Annotated in this window: 10 protein-coding genes, 1 tRNA gene and 3 pseudogenes; 3 read left to right on the top strand and 11 right to left on the bottom strand. The window is 69.2% G+C overall.

From position 1 onward, the window contains the following. The first annotated feature begins 187 nt into the window (after positions 1 to 187). Positions 188 to 688, top strand: coding sequence for a protein-tyrosine phosphatase family protein (locus ACWD3O_RS16005; RefSeq protein ID WP_451416267.1), 501 nt, complete (start codon positions 188 to 190; stop codon positions 686 to 688). Between the two features lie 144 nt (positions 689 to 832). Beyond that, positions 833 to 917, top strand: a tRNA-Leu gene (locus tag ACWD3O_RS16000). Between the two features lie 182 nt (positions 918 to 1,099). Here ACWD3O_RS16000 and ACWD3O_RS15995 read toward each other — a convergent pair. The 9 genes and pseudogenes from ACWD3O_RS15995 to ACWD3O_RS15955 form a co-directional block, all read right to left on the bottom strand. Next, on the bottom strand, positions 1,100 to 1,465 hold the full coding sequence (locus tag ACWD3O_RS15995) for a hypothetical protein (protein ID WP_451416266.1): 366 nt from the start codon (positions 1,463 to 1,465) through the stop codon (positions 1,100 to 1,102). Between the two features lie 60 nt (positions 1,466 to 1,525). Then, positions 1,526 to 1,741, bottom strand: coding sequence for a hypothetical protein (locus ACWD3O_RS15990; protein WP_451416299.1), 216 nt, complete (start codon positions 1,739 to 1,741; stop codon positions 1,526 to 1,528). Between the two features lie 128 nt (positions 1,742 to 1,869). Beyond that, positions 1,870 to 2,010 (bottom strand): annotated as a pseudogene (locus ACWD3O_RS15985) (hypothetical protein); the annotation flags it as partial. A gap of 215 nt (positions 2,011 to 2,225) precedes the next feature. Beyond that, positions 2,226 to 2,864 (bottom strand): annotated as a pseudogene (locus ACWD3O_RS15980) (hypothetical protein); the annotation flags it as partial. Positions 2,865 to 2,900: 36 nt separating this feature from the next. Then, entirely contained in the window at positions 2,901 to 3,026 is a 126-nt protein-coding gene (locus ACWD3O_RS15975; RefSeq protein ID WP_451416265.1) for a hypothetical protein, read from the bottom strand. A gap of 690 nt (positions 3,027 to 3,716) precedes the next feature. Beyond that, a complete protein-coding gene (locus ACWD3O_RS15970) occupies positions 3,717 to 4,100 on the bottom strand; it encodes a hypothetical protein (protein WP_451408963.1) in 384 nt (127 codons plus the stop codon). After that, the gene (locus ACWD3O_RS15965) at positions 4,100 to 5,488 is read right to left on the bottom strand and encodes a hypothetical protein (protein ID WP_451416264.1); all 1,389 of its coding nucleotides are present in this window, start codon (positions 5,486 to 5,488) and stop codon (positions 4,100 to 4,102) included. Before ACWD3O_RS15965 ends, ACWD3O_RS15970 begins: the two co-directional genes overlap by 1 nt. Next, positions 5,485 to 5,934 carry a hypothetical protein gene (locus ACWD3O_RS15960; RefSeq protein WP_451416263.1) on the bottom strand — a complete coding sequence of 150 codons (450 nt, stop codon included), beginning with the start codon at positions 5,932 to 5,934 and terminating at the stop codon, positions 5,485 to 5,487. Before ACWD3O_RS15960 ends, ACWD3O_RS15965 begins: the two co-directional genes overlap by 4 nt. A gap of 560 nt (positions 5,935 to 6,494) precedes the next feature. Further along, complete coding sequence (locus ACWD3O_RS15955) at positions 6,495 to 6,800, bottom strand: hypothetical protein (RefSeq protein ID WP_451416262.1); 306 nt, start codon at positions 6,798 to 6,800, stop codon at positions 6,495 to 6,497. 222 nt (positions 6,801 to 7,022) lie between these two features. Here ACWD3O_RS15955 and ACWD3O_RS15950 point away from each other — a divergent pair. After that, positions 7,023 to 7,268, top strand: a pseudogene (locus ACWD3O_RS15950) (IS630 family transposase); the annotation flags it as partial. A gap of 8 nt (positions 7,269 to 7,276) precedes the next feature. Here ACWD3O_RS15950 and ACWD3O_RS15945 read toward each other — a convergent pair. Together ACWD3O_RS15945 and ACWD3O_RS15940 are read right to left on the bottom strand one after the other, a co-directional pair. Then, complete coding sequence (locus ACWD3O_RS15945) at positions 7,277 to 7,720, bottom strand: hypothetical protein (RefSeq protein ID WP_451416261.1); 444 nt, start codon at positions 7,718 to 7,720, stop codon at positions 7,277 to 7,279. Between the two features lie 29 nt (positions 7,721 to 7,749). Continuing rightward, on the bottom strand, positions 7,750 to 12,528 hold the full coding sequence (locus ACWD3O_RS15940) for a putative T7SS-secreted protein (protein ID WP_451416260.1): 4,779 nt from the start codon (positions 12,526 to 12,528) through the stop codon (positions 7,750 to 7,752). Position 12,529: the final 1 nt, after the last annotated feature.

Raw genomic sequence — 12,529 nt, 5'->3', positions numbered from 1 at the left:
TGGCCGGTCGCATTCCCTTCACCAGAACCGTCTGTCCCGTGACGCGCATCCTGTCCTACGGCGCCCAGGCAGGCAAGGACAGCACTCGCCGAGCGCGCCGAGGGCGACCCGCCGGGCTGAGGCCCGACCCCCACCCACCCGCGGTGATGCCGCTCCACGTTGAGACGGAGACAGGGAAGACGCACGGATGCGCAAGACCCGACAGCGGGACCGGGACGTGCCCGGGCCCGAGGAGCCCTGGAACGAGATCGTCCCGGACCTGTGGATGGGCGGCCACCAGTGGACCGACCCCACCGGCGAACTGCGGGCCGCGGTGGTGGGCACCCAGTTCGACCTGGTGGTCAGCCTCTTCACGCGGCCCGGCCACGGACCCGGCACCACGGTCGAGCACCTGATCGCGGAGATCCCCGACGGTCCGCTTGGCCCCGACCAGATCCACACCGTCCAGCAGCTCGCCGGCCTCACCGCCCAGGCCGTCCGCCGCGGCGACAGGGTGCTGGTCCGCTGCCACTCCGGCTACAACCGCTCCGGCCTGGTCGTCGCCCAGGCCCTCACCGAACTCGGCCACCCCGTGGACGCCGCCGTCGCCCTCGTCCGCCGGCGGCGTTCCCCTGGGCCCTCCACAACGCCACCTTCGAGCAGTACCTCACCACGGGCCTCGACACCGCCCGCCTGCTCACCGGCCTGAAGACCCCCACCTGAGCCGATCACGCTCCGTGTACCCCTCGATGCGGGCCGCCCACCAGCGGATATGCGGGTGAAACCCACCCCGGAGTCTTGGTATGGTTATCCATGTCGCCGCGGGGATCACCCCAGAGCGACAACACACCTGGTCCGGGTGGCGGAATGGCAGACGCGCTAGCTTGAGGTGCTAGTGCCCTTTATCGGGCGTGGGGGTTCAAGTCCCCCCTCGGACACGCACTCCAACGATACGCATGCGAGGGCCTCGACCTGACGGTCGCGGTCCTCGTCGCGTTTTCGTAGCGGACAGTGATGCCCAGGGCTTCGTGTAGCGCTGCTTTGGCCTTGGCTTCGGCACTCAGTAGCCGTTGTGCGGTATCTCCGCTGTTCTTCGCAATCTCGATGGTGTCCTTTTCCGTCAGCGGTTGCTCGACCTGCAGCTTCTTTTTGGCCACGCCGACTGCGCTCGCCTGCGGCTCTCCGGCTTCTTCAGTCTCGCGAGGGCGGTGCGTTTGTCGCTCTGGGCGTCGTTGATCCATCGGGTGACGAAGGTGGGGTCGGCTCCGGCGGCGAGTGCAGCACGGTAGCGGGCGAGGCGCTTGTCGCACTCCTGCGGGGTTCGCCGTGCCTGGTTCTCTTCGGGGGTGCCGGCGGCAGCGGCTTTGGCTGCCGTGGCGGTGGCGTGGGTCAGCTCGGTGAAGGTGATGGTGAGCCGGTCGGGAGTGAAGGCGCGGGCGATCCACCGGTCGAGGTGCGGGGTGATGATGTCTTCGCGCAGGTACACGGTGCGGGGGTGGTCGAGGCCGGGGCGGAGGGCCTGGTCCGTCTCGCGGAACTCGCACCGTTAGTAGACGTTGTCGCGGATGACGGCGGGCTGCATCCTCCTCCCGCTAGCGCGCACCGGATCCTGCCGCGCAGGGTGTAGGGGCGGTTGCCGGTAGGTGGTGTCGAGTTCGGGGCGGCCGCCGTGCCGGAGGGAGCGTTCGCGGCGGGCCTTTTGCGCTTCTTCGATGAGGCGGGTGGTGATGATCGGTTCGTGGGCGGGCTCGTTGGACCACACCCACTTTCCTCCGGCTTGTGAGCCATCCGGGTCCGGTGGCCGAGGGTGACCTCTTCGACGTCGATGAGGTGCTCTTCCTTGCGCTGCTTGTTCCAGACCTCGTGGCCGGTGTAGCGGGGATTGTGCAGGATCGCGCCGCTCTGCCGGGCAGTTTTGGCCCGGTGGGGGTTGCGGGCCGCGTCGTGCGCGGAGGGGCAGGGGACCCCTTCACGGTTGAGGACGGCGGCGAGGGCGTTGGGCGAGGCGCCGTCGACGTAGCTCTGGAAGATCCGCAGTACGACCGTGCGGTCTCGGGGTCGGGCTCAAGGTGATGCAGCCGTGCGCCGGTCGCCGCTTTCGCGGGGTGGGGGTGAGGGCCGGCATCGGCCGTCCTGTACCCGTAGGGTGGCCGTCCGCCGAGGTGGCGGCCTTGGAGCTGGACCTGGGAACTCATCGCGGTCCGGACCCGGATCTTGATCCGGTTCCGCTCGCCCTTGCTCATGCCGCCGAAGACGGACATGACGAGGTCGTGCGCCTCGTTGTCCGGGTCGATGGGCCCGCCGACCTCCGGCACCCACAGCGGAACGCAGAAATGGACGAAGATGGGGAATGTGTTCCCGAACTGGTTGCCGTAGAAGGTGCGCTGCGGCTCCCCGATGACCACGGCATCGAAGCCCCGCTGGGGATTGCGGAGTGCCTGCAGGAGTTGGTTGGCACGAGGGCGTCGCTGCCATGACAGGGAGCGGCTGTGGCCGATGTCGGAGTACCCGGCGACGATTTCACCGCCGGCCGGCTCCACCAGCGCCTTGGCGCGGGTGAGCTGCCAGTTCCGGGACGCTTCGGGATCTTGAAGGTCCTCGGTGGAGCAGCGTCCGGCGAACGCGAAACGAATCACGAACTGGTCGTCCCTTCGGATGGGGTGTGGTCGGGGAGGGCAGGGCTGGCGGCCAGGTGCCGCAGCAGGGGCAGCAGAGCGGTGGCGACCGGGACGGTCACTTCGGGTGGGTCGTCTGGCAGAGCCACGTGGACGACGTGGTTCGGGCGGGGCCCGGCGGACTGCGAGGGCGATGGTTCCGACACACCTGGGATGGAGACCTTTCGCCCCCGGATAGACACGAGAGGAGCGCTGCCGGACCGGATCCATTGGCGAACCTGCCCGGCAGCGCTCTCGCGGCTCCGGTTATGCGGCCTCGTCCGGCAGCACGGCGCGGTAGGTACGCGGCCGCTCGGTGACCTGTTCGGCCCGGCCCTGCTTCGTCAGTGTGACCAGAGCGTTGGCGATGGCCCCCGAGGATCGGTCGAGCACGCGGCTGATCCGGGTGGCCGTGAACGCTTCACCTGGATGAGCGGTGAGGTGCTCGATGACAAGCTGCCGCAGCCCGCCGTGCGCCAGCCGCCCGCTCCCTCCCCGCTCCCCAGCCACCGCGGTCTCCGGTCCCAGAGCGACAGAACCGGCCGGTACGGCCCGCGGGCCGGGCAAGCCCTGCGCCGGGAGCACCGAAGCGGGCTCCGACACGGCTTTCTTCTACCGCGGGGGCACCTGCGCCGCGGTCTCGGCACTGCTGCCCGACCCGGTTGGCGACTTCGCGCAGGCGGGATCAACCGGCTCGGTCACCACCACGGGCTCTCCCGGTACCGATGCGGATGCCGGAGCGTCGTCGTGGACGGCACTCCAGATGTCGGGGCATCGCTTGGGACCGCGACGCCGAAGCGGGCGCCCGCCGCATCCTCGCCCTCGACCTGGCGGACGCACTCACCGGTACCAGCCAGCGTTTCGACCCTGTCCGATGGCTTCGGCAGTGCCGCGTCAAGGTGACCCCCAGGGAAATTGCCGGCTGGACCAGCCGTCTGGCTCTTCGCGTCAAGCACCTTGACGGGCTTCGGCGCGCATACGAACTGCGGACCGGAATCCAGCTCGAGCCATACGTCGTACCGGAGCAGGACCCGTACAAGGCAGGGCAGTAGCTCGGTGCGGCTTCAGCCGGCCGGGCGAAGGCTACGCCCCGCTGGACACCCACCGCACCACGGCCGCCGCACCGAGCAGCGCAGCCGGCAGCGCCCACGGCCACCGCATCACCTTCCGCACCGCGGGCACCAGCCACAGCGCCCCCACCGCACTCGCCGAGACGAGTGTGAGGGCGCAGCCCAGCTCGATTCCGCCGTACGCGGCCTCGTCCGAGTCGCCGTCCGGGTGGGTGATGACGGCCAGCCAGAGGAAGAACGCCGCCGCCAGAGTCAGGAGCACCACCGGGACGGCGAAGACGACCCGGAGCAGAGGCCGGTCGTCGTCGGGATGCCAGGGACGATCGTCCAGCGGGTGGTGGGCATGCCCGGCGGCGTGCTGTGCGTCACCGGTATTCGAGGGGTTCGAGGAGTCCATCAGCGGATCGCGTTCCTTGCGTCGTCCAGGTGCTTGGCGAAGTCGCGGCCATACCCCTGTGCCTTGTCGTTCTCCCAGTAGGGCCCGCCGTTGTACCGGGCGGCGAGCTCCTGCTGCTGCTCCAGCGTCATCTCCTCCGGGGGGACGTCGGCGAAGTCGCTCTCCGCCTTCAGCTGGGCCAGGTACTCAGAGGCGATGAAGATGTTCTGGCCCGGGTCCTGGAGAGCGTCCTCGATGATGGACCGTTGCTGGTCGGTGAGGTTCTCCGGGTCGTACCCGAGCACCTCGGCACCACGCCGTACCTGGATGGCGATCGGTCCGAACGACGTCTCGTCGGGGTCACCGCCGAGGCGCGACGGCAGGTTCTCAGGGGTGATAGGACTCAGTGGGGAGTCGGCCTGCTCCCGGATGGTGTCCGTGATGTCGTCGAGAGGACCAGGCTGGCCGGCGATCTCCTTCCAAGCGATGCCGGCGACCATCGACGGCGGCAGTCCTGAGTTGTGGGCCGCGGCTTTGATGATCTCCTTGTTGGCGCGGATCCACTCGGTCTTGTCCTGGTCGCTGGATGGCGGTATCCAGTAGCTGTCCGTCGCGCCCGGAAGTGAGGCGAGCTGCATCCGGATGTTCTCGAGCGTCGGCGAGACCAGCTTGTCTCCGGCTGCCGGGTAGTAGTCCTGCTTGGGCCCGCTGCCCGGCAAGCGGGTCGCCGGGTTGCTGCTCGCCTCGGCCGCCTCGCGCCGCAGATCGGGCATGGCGGCGGCGATGTCCACCCGCTCGGTGAGGAACACCCGGAAGTCCGGCAGCAGGTCGTACGCCTGCTTGAGCTCGTGGACGCAGAGATCACGGGCCTCCTTCTCGGTGGTCCGCGCCAGGTCGAAGTCGCCGCCGGCCGCGTCGTGGAGCCGGTTGGCCTCGTCACGGATGTCGTCGACGTCCATGGTCAGCTCCGCGAAGAAGTCCATGACGCCGGTGGTGGCGCGCATGTCCTCCCACTGCCGCATCGGCTCGGCCTCCTGAGCCGTGCGGGTGATCGCGGTGCCCTTGGTGTGGATGAGGTCGGCGAGCGCCTGCTCGTTCACCAGCCCGTTGGAGTAGTACGCCTTCGCCAACGCCAGTGCCTCCGCGTAGCGACGCAACGCGTTCGCGGTATGACCGTAGCCCTCGGCGAGCTCGTCGACCAGACGACGCCCCTCGGTGAGCCGGGCCGTGTAGTGCGCGCTGCCCTCGCTGCGCCACTCGGTGTGCTTCTCCGCCCGCTCCGCCGCGGGAGCGACGGCCACCAGGAGAGCCTTGAGGCGCTGGTACTCGTCCGCGTTGCGCTCCACCAGCGGCGGATTGCAGTTCTCCAGGAACTCGACATCCTTGCGGTAGCTCAGCCCGTCACTCATCGCGTCCCCGGAGAGACGTAATCGCCGCCGAGGACCGCCTCCAGGAACCGGCGGGCTGCCTCGTCCTCGATCGTCGCGAAATCCCCACCGACCGTCCTCAGGCGGGTCGACAGCGCCGCGAACAAGGCCATGGTGTCCAGGAACTGATCCTCCGCGAACCTGGCGAAACGTTCCACCTGACTCGCGACATCCTCAGGCACCCTCGGTAACCGCGCCAACGTCGCCGACTCGGCGTCCGGACGGCCCTCGTGCAGCAGTCCGGCGATCTCCACCAACACGTTGGCGTTCCCGTTGATCGAGTCCGCCTTCGCCACAAGGTCCTCGCCCGACGCGGCCGGCGCATCTCCGCCGGAATCCGCCGGCAGCTGGTTGAGCCGCATCCCGCCCTCGGCCCGCCTCGCCAGCGCATCAGCCTTCAGCTGCGCCCACTCCTCCTCGAAGGACACCCCGCCCCCTCCTCGTTCGCCGACTCTCGTCATGTTCATTCACGTTCCGAGAGCCCGCAACGGTTCTGGTTGTCCTTTGACTCGGTGGGCACGCGGGGGGTCGCGGCCCGCGGCGCGCACCTGGGCCCGCAGGGGCACGGAGACCCTGTTGAGGGTCTGCCGAGACCCAGGGCGTGTTCAGAGTGTGCAGCACGCCATTGGGGGTTAGCGGCGAACCGGCCGTCACCGTGGACCACGAAGCCCGGCCGACGGGGGACATTGCCCGTGGCTCGATGGTGTCGGATCACCTTGAGTGCGACCGCCGTCCCGCCTGGTGACCGGGGAGGTAGGGACGACGCCCATGCCGCCGGCGCCCAGCCTCTGCTCCTAGCGATTCCCGCCGACCTCCACCAGGTCCTCTTCGCGCAACGGCGACGACACTTCAGGCCCCCAGACGCTCCAGAGCCACGACTCCGCTTCTCCGCGTCCGTTCACGGCCGAGGCGGTCTGCGGTTCCACCACCGCCCGGCGAGAGCCGATCCCGGGGAGAGCTGACCAGCGGGTGCCAACTCAGTTGCCACTCACGATCGTTGCTTACCAGAAACCCAACCCGAGTCTTGTGGGTTCGTGAGCGCTTCCCCCAGGTCATCGGCGAGCAGACCGCCTTCCCCTTCGGAACTTGCGTATACAACCGGTCGGCGACCGTTCTGCTCGGTGCAGAGGAAGTAGGCCCCACCGGCGATCACCTCCATCGGTGCATCCGATGCAAGCCTCAAGCCCTCGCCATAGTGCTTCCGATGGATGTCGAAGCCGAACGACGACCTCAGCAGCAGATCGATCTCTGGGGTGTTCTGGATCAGGTCGAGCAGGTGATCACTTGAGGTCATGGCGCGGACGATAGCGACTGTCACTGACGTGTCGGCACCACGGTGAACAGCGTGCTGCTGTCTGTCCGTGGCCTGCCGCCGTTCGTTCTGAAACCACCAGCAAGCCGTCTGGCTGCCTGGAAGGCAACGGCAGTCATCAGGAGAACCGTGGGCAGGGTGAGCGCGGAGATGACCACCACCAGCACCACACGGGTACTGCGACGACTGCGGGCCGCCAGTTCACGGATCTGGCGGGCGTCGTTCGCCCGGGCCCCGCACCGGTCGCAGACGTTCGTGTTGTCCACGGATCCGCTGTTCATCGACAAGGTCCGTGACGTCGTCGGCCTCCATCTCGACCCGCCGGAGAAGGCGCTTGTGCTCTACGTGGACGAGACATCGCAGATCCAGGCCCTGGACCGGTCCCAGCCCCGTCCTGGCGACGACGCCTGGAGTCCCGAGCGCCGCAGCCCCGACTACGTCCGTGTCGGGGCCGGGCCTTACGGGTGGAATTCGTGCACGACCACCCAGTAGTCGTCGTCCTCGACCGTGGAGGCACACAGGTGACGGCCGTCGACGGAGACGGCGATGAACTCGGGCACACCCGTCGCCGCGGCGACGCGTGAAGGAAGGTCTGCTCCGACCCGGTCCCTCACCCGCACCCAGCCGACCTTGCTGCCCCCGGATCCGGGTGGCATGAGGAGGAAGTCGCCGCTCGACGAGTACAACTGCGCTGCCCCGGACAGCCGGTGCCACTCCCCGCTCAGCTCCTCGAGAGCGTGAGGGGCCGAGTCGGAGACCTTGACCGCAGGCTGGACATCGACCCCGTTCACCGCGTAGAGCGCGGCGTTGACGGGAGGTCCCTCGTGCGTCTGGTCCTCCACGACGTCCAAGCCGCAGCGTTCGAAGATCTCCAGCCAGTGTGGCGTCAGCCGGTCGTTCATACTGCTTGTCCTCCGTCGGTTCGCCGGGATCAGCCGCCTGAATAGAAAAGGTGATGATCGCCGCCCGGCTTGTTTATCTTGGCATACCTCTCCATGGACTCCGGATAGCCGACGGTGCCGTCGGGCCGCTGGATTTGGGTGTTGTCCCAGCCGAAGTTGACCAGACTCCTGGTGTCGTCGTTCTTCGGTTTGCCGGCATGGAAATGCGGGCCTGCCGGATCGTGGGTGTGCTCGACCACCACACGTGAGCCGCTGTCCGTCTCGAACTGGCGGAAGTGACCCCAATGAGCCGGGTCGGACGAGTAGATGTACCCAGGTGCGTGCTTGAGGTGCCGGTCCCCGGTCACGGTCCACTCGGCGATCGGTTCCTCGCCGTAGCGCACGCCGGCGAGTTCGTGGGCGGCCCGCTCCGCGTCGGCACGGTTGTCGAAGGGGTTGCCTCGCTCACCGCGTGGATAAGGACTGAGTCCGAGCGGATCGGACCAGGTGTGGGGGTTGCGTACGTAGGTGACGGGGTTGGGCGCCGGCGCCAGACCGAGGGGGTCGGGCGTGAGGTAGCGGGCGGTCTCGGGGTCGTAGTGACGGAACAGGTTGTAGTGGAGACCGGTTTCGGGGTCGTAGTACTGGCCGGGAAAACGCAGGGGCGTGTACGCCGTGCTCGACCTGGCCCAGGCAGTGGCGCCCCAGAGGGTGGCGCGTTTGCGCCACGCGACGGTGCCGTCCTCGCCGATCAGCTCGGTGGGCGTGCCGACCAGGTCGGTGGCGATGGCGAAGAACCGCCGGTCGACCTCTTCCTGGCGGGTGCCCGCACCGAGGACTCGCTCCGTCTGGGACAGCGGAACACCGGAGCGGTGGTCCCAGGTGAGGGCGACCGTGTTCCCGAGGTCCGCCTGGAGGATCGTCTCCTCGCAGAGCGTCATCCCGTCCCACGAGAACCGGATCTCCTCCGCCACGGTCTCGCCGTCGTCGGCCAGCCGCTGCTTGGCGGTTCGGCGGCCCAACGGGTCGTGGCGATAGCGCCAGCGGGTTCCGTCCGGGGTGACGACCGAGGTGAGGCGGTTCTCGGCGTCCCAGGTGTAGTGCCAGGTGTCCGGGCGCCGGGACGGACGCCGCTTCTGGCGGAGGGTCATACGGCCGAGCGCGTCGTGCTCGAAGCGTACGGCTCCGGCACGGAGGATCGCCGAGCCGGCGTAGGTGCGCGGTCCGACGGCCTCGCTTCCGGGATGTGAGAGGGGCCAACTGGCTTCCGCCTGGTTTCCGCTCGCGTCGTAGGCGTACCGTTCGGCCCAGCCTTCCGCCCTGACGCCGACGACCTGCCCTACAGCGTCCAGGTCGAAGGAACGGTTCCCGGCCAACAGGTCGTCCACCGCGGTGAGATACCCGTCCGGGCGGTACGTGTAGGCGCGTCGGTTGAGTGTCCGGCCACCGGCGCTCATGTGCTCGGAGGCCAGACGACCGGCCTCGTCCCAGGCAGAGGTGATGGTGAGCGCGCTCTCGACGTCGCCGAACGCCCGGGCCGTTTCCCGGCCCGCGACGTCATGGGTGAAGACGACCGAACTCCGTCCGGTGGTCAGACGTTCCGGGCGGCCACCCGTGTCGTATCCGTAGGTGGTGACATGCCCGGTGGGCGTGACGCGGCGGGTCCTGCGTCCCAGGGCGTCGTACGCGTAACTCATGGTGCGGCCGTCGACGACCTCGGCCTTGACGCGGCCACGACGGTCGTACATGCAGAGCAGTTCGCTGTCCGGCCCCGTCGCGCGCAGGAGACGTCCGGCCGGGTCGTACGCATAGGTGGTGACCTGCCCCGCGGCGTCCTTCCGCAGCACCCGCCCCAGTTGGTCCCGTTCGAAGGCGATGGTCTGTCCGAGAGCGTCCGTACGGGAGATCAGCAGCCCGGTGGGGTCGAACCGGTAGCGGAGCGTCCTGCCGTCGAAGTCGGTCTCGGCGGCCACACGGCCCGCCGCGTCGTACTCGTAGGTCCACCGGGCGCCCTGAGGATCGGTGACTTCCACGAGTCGCAGGTCGGCGTCGTACGCGAACGCGTACCGGGCACCGTCGGGTCCGCTTCGGGCGGCCAGCAGGTCGAAGTGCGTGTACTCGCAACGGGAGACACCACCGACCGGGTCGGTGTGGGTGAGTTGATTGCCTTCTCCGTCGTAGGTCCACGACTCGACGCTGCCGTCCGGTGCGACGCGGCGGACCAGATTCCTGTCGCTGTCCCACTCGAGGCACGTGATGCCGCCGGCAGGGTCGGTGACCCGGACCACGCTGCCCAGGGCGTCGCGTTCCAGCAGGGTCGTGCCACCGGCCGGGTCGGTGATCCGGACGGGCAGCCCCGCGCTGTCGCACCGCACAGTCGTGACGGCACCGAGCGCGTCCGCGACCGAGGTCAGGCGTCCACGGGTGTCGTGGACGAAACGCGTCGTCCCACCCCCGGGGTCGGTCACGGAGGTCCGGTTGCCGCGTTCGTCGAACTCCTGGGTCCACCGCGCCCCGTCGGGCCCGACCAGTTCCGTGTACCTCCCGAAGGGGCCCGGCGTCATGGTGTGCCCGCTGCCGTCGGGGCGGACCGTCGACAGGAGACGGCCGTCCTCGTCGTGGACGAAGGCGGTCGTTCGGCCCAGGGGATCGGTACGGCTCAGTACGTTGCCGTGGGAGTCGTAGGTCCACCGAGTGGTAATGCCGGCAGGGTCGGTGGTGGCGACGATCCGGCTGTGGCGGTCGACGAGGTGGCGGGTGACGCGGCTGTCCGCGGTGGTGAGGGTGGTGGTGCGGTGACCGGTCCCGGGGGCGGGTTCGGTGTAGGCCAGTGTGATCTTGACGTGCCCGGCTTCGCCGCCTTCGGCCACGACGCGGTCGTGGTCGTCGTAGGTGTAGTCGTAGCGGCTGTTGTTGGAGTCGATCCAGGCGGTGACGCGGTGGCGGTCGTCGTAGAGGAAGGTGGTGGTGGCGCCGGAGGGCTTGGTGACGGTGGTGAGGTTGCCCTGCTCGTCGTAGCCGTAGGACATCAGCGGCAGGTCGGTGCCTGATTCGCCGGCGCCGGTGAGGGTGAGGGCGGTGATGCGGCCGTCGGCGAGGGCCAGTTTCAGGTGGTAGCCGCCGGAGTGGACCAGTGCCAACGGGAGGCCGTCGTCGGTGCGGTCGACGGTGACGGTGTGGCCGTTGCGGTCGGTGAGGGAGGCGAGCCAGGCGGTGCCGTCCTCGCCGGGCTCGCTGCCGTAGGGGGCGGTGAAGCGGCGGATGAGGCCGGTGTCCGGGTCGGTGAGGGTGTAGTCGCCGTCGCCCTCGCGTTCCAGTAGCGTGCGGGCTGTGCCCGACTCGGGGCGGGTGGGGGAGCCGGGGACCGGGTGCGGGTAGGTGATGAGCAGGCCGTCCGGGGTGGCGTGGACGACGCCCACCGGGTCGATCGCCAGGCGTTCGTCGACGGTGCAGGTCCAGGCGGGGCCGAGGAAGCGGCCTGACGGGTTGCCGGACTCGGTGCGGCGGGTGAATCGCAGGGGCAGAATGCCGGGCAGTTCGACGTCGGTCTGCGGGAGGAACATGCGGCCCGAGGCGAGGTCGACGGGGTCGGTGCCGTCGGTGGTTCGCGAGTGGTCGGGGCGGTTGTGGGTGCCGTCGGGGGCGTCGTCGACCAGGTTGCGCAGCCGGGCCGCGTCCGCGGCGTCGGCGGCGATCCTGACGCCCTTGACCGCGACGCCCCCGCCGCCGGTGGCGACGGCCAGCGCGGCGTCCGGGATCAGACGCCCGAACCCCTCGTAGGGGTCCTTCATGAAGTCGCTGACCATCTGCTTGCCGGTGCCGACGGGGTCGTTGGCGGCGAGGACCAGGCCTGCGGCGAGGTTGTTGAGGTTGGTGGTGTATTCGGCGGGGTGGGTGATGTTGTACGGATCCAGCGGGTTGATGCCGCGGATGAAGTTCACCAGCCCGGCGGTGCCCTTGATGATGCCGCCGCCGACGTGGTCGCCCATGATCTGCATCTCCTGCAGACCGGACAACGCCTGTGCGGTGTAGGACGGCTTCTCCGGGGCCGTGTCCCTGGCGGCGCGCACCGCCGAACGGGCGGTCTCGGCGGCGGTGTTCCGCTGCTTGCGGGCGTCGGCGAGGATGTCCTGCGCGTCCTGCATCAGCTTCTTGCCCGGGTCCTCGAACGTCGGCGAGGGGCGCGGGGGCAGGCCGCCGGCCGGGTACTTGTCGGGGTCGGCGTTGTGGCGGTCTACGGCCGCGTTGAAGTCGTCGATCTTCTTGCGGTGCGCGTCCGCGGCCTCCTCGGAGGCCTTGACGCCTTCCTTCCACTTGTGGATCGCGGTCTGTGCCTGCCCCTGCGCCCAGGTGACGGTGCCGGCGAACGCCTCCAGCGCGGCGGCGGCCTTCTCGCAGGCGTCCGCGCCGGTGAACCACTTCGGCGGCTGCGTGCTCACGGCCTTGCGCAGCGCCTCGGCCGCCTCACCCTTCAGCTTCGAGGAGTCCAGGCCGCGCAGTCCCTCGCCGGCGTTGTCGAACGCCGCCTGGAAGGCGCGGAGCTTCTCGGCCGTGGAGCGGATCTTCTCCGCGCTGCCGTAGATGAGCTTGGTCTTGTCCTCACTCTGCCCGAGGTCCATCTCGTCGACCTCGGCGCCCATCCGGTTCGCCACCGAACGCGACTGCTCACGCACCCAGTCCGCGCCCGAGTCCCAGCCGACGTCCTCGAGACGGTCCGCGGTCCAGTTCCCGGCGCCCTCGACCTTGTTGCCGACCCACTCGACGCCGTCCTCGACCGCGTCCTCCACGGAGTCCGGAGTGATGTCGCTGATGAAGTCGCCGATGCCCATG

The organism is Streptomyces sp. NPDC002640 (assembly GCF_053592575.1).
This window is presented reverse-complemented; position numbering and strand designations above follow the sequence as displayed.

Bases quoted from the DNA above. Each gene is read 5' to 3' on its own strand.
- ACWD3O_RS15940 (WP_451416260.1), bottom strand. From the start codon at position 12,528: ATGGGCATCGGCGACTTCATCAGCGACATCACTCCGGACTCCGTGGAG.
- ACWD3O_RS15970 (WP_451408963.1), bottom strand. From the start codon at position 4,100: ATGGACTCCTCGAACCCCTCGAATACCGGTGACGCACAGCACGCCGCC.
- ACWD3O_RS16005 (WP_451416267.1), top strand. From the start codon at position 188: ATGCGCAAGACCCGACAGCGGGACCGGGACGTGCCCGGGCCCGAGGAG.
- ACWD3O_RS15955 (WP_451416262.1), bottom strand. From the start codon at position 6,800: ATGACCTCAAGTGATCACCTGCTCGACCTGATCCAGAACACCCCAGAG.
- ACWD3O_RS15965 (WP_451416264.1), bottom strand. From the start codon at position 5,488: ATGAGTGACGGGCTGAGCTACCGCAAGGATGTCGAGTTCCTGGAGAAC.
- ACWD3O_RS15945 (WP_451416261.1), bottom strand. From the start codon at position 7,720: ATGAACGACCGGCTGACGCCACACTGGCTGGAGATCTTCGAACGCTGC.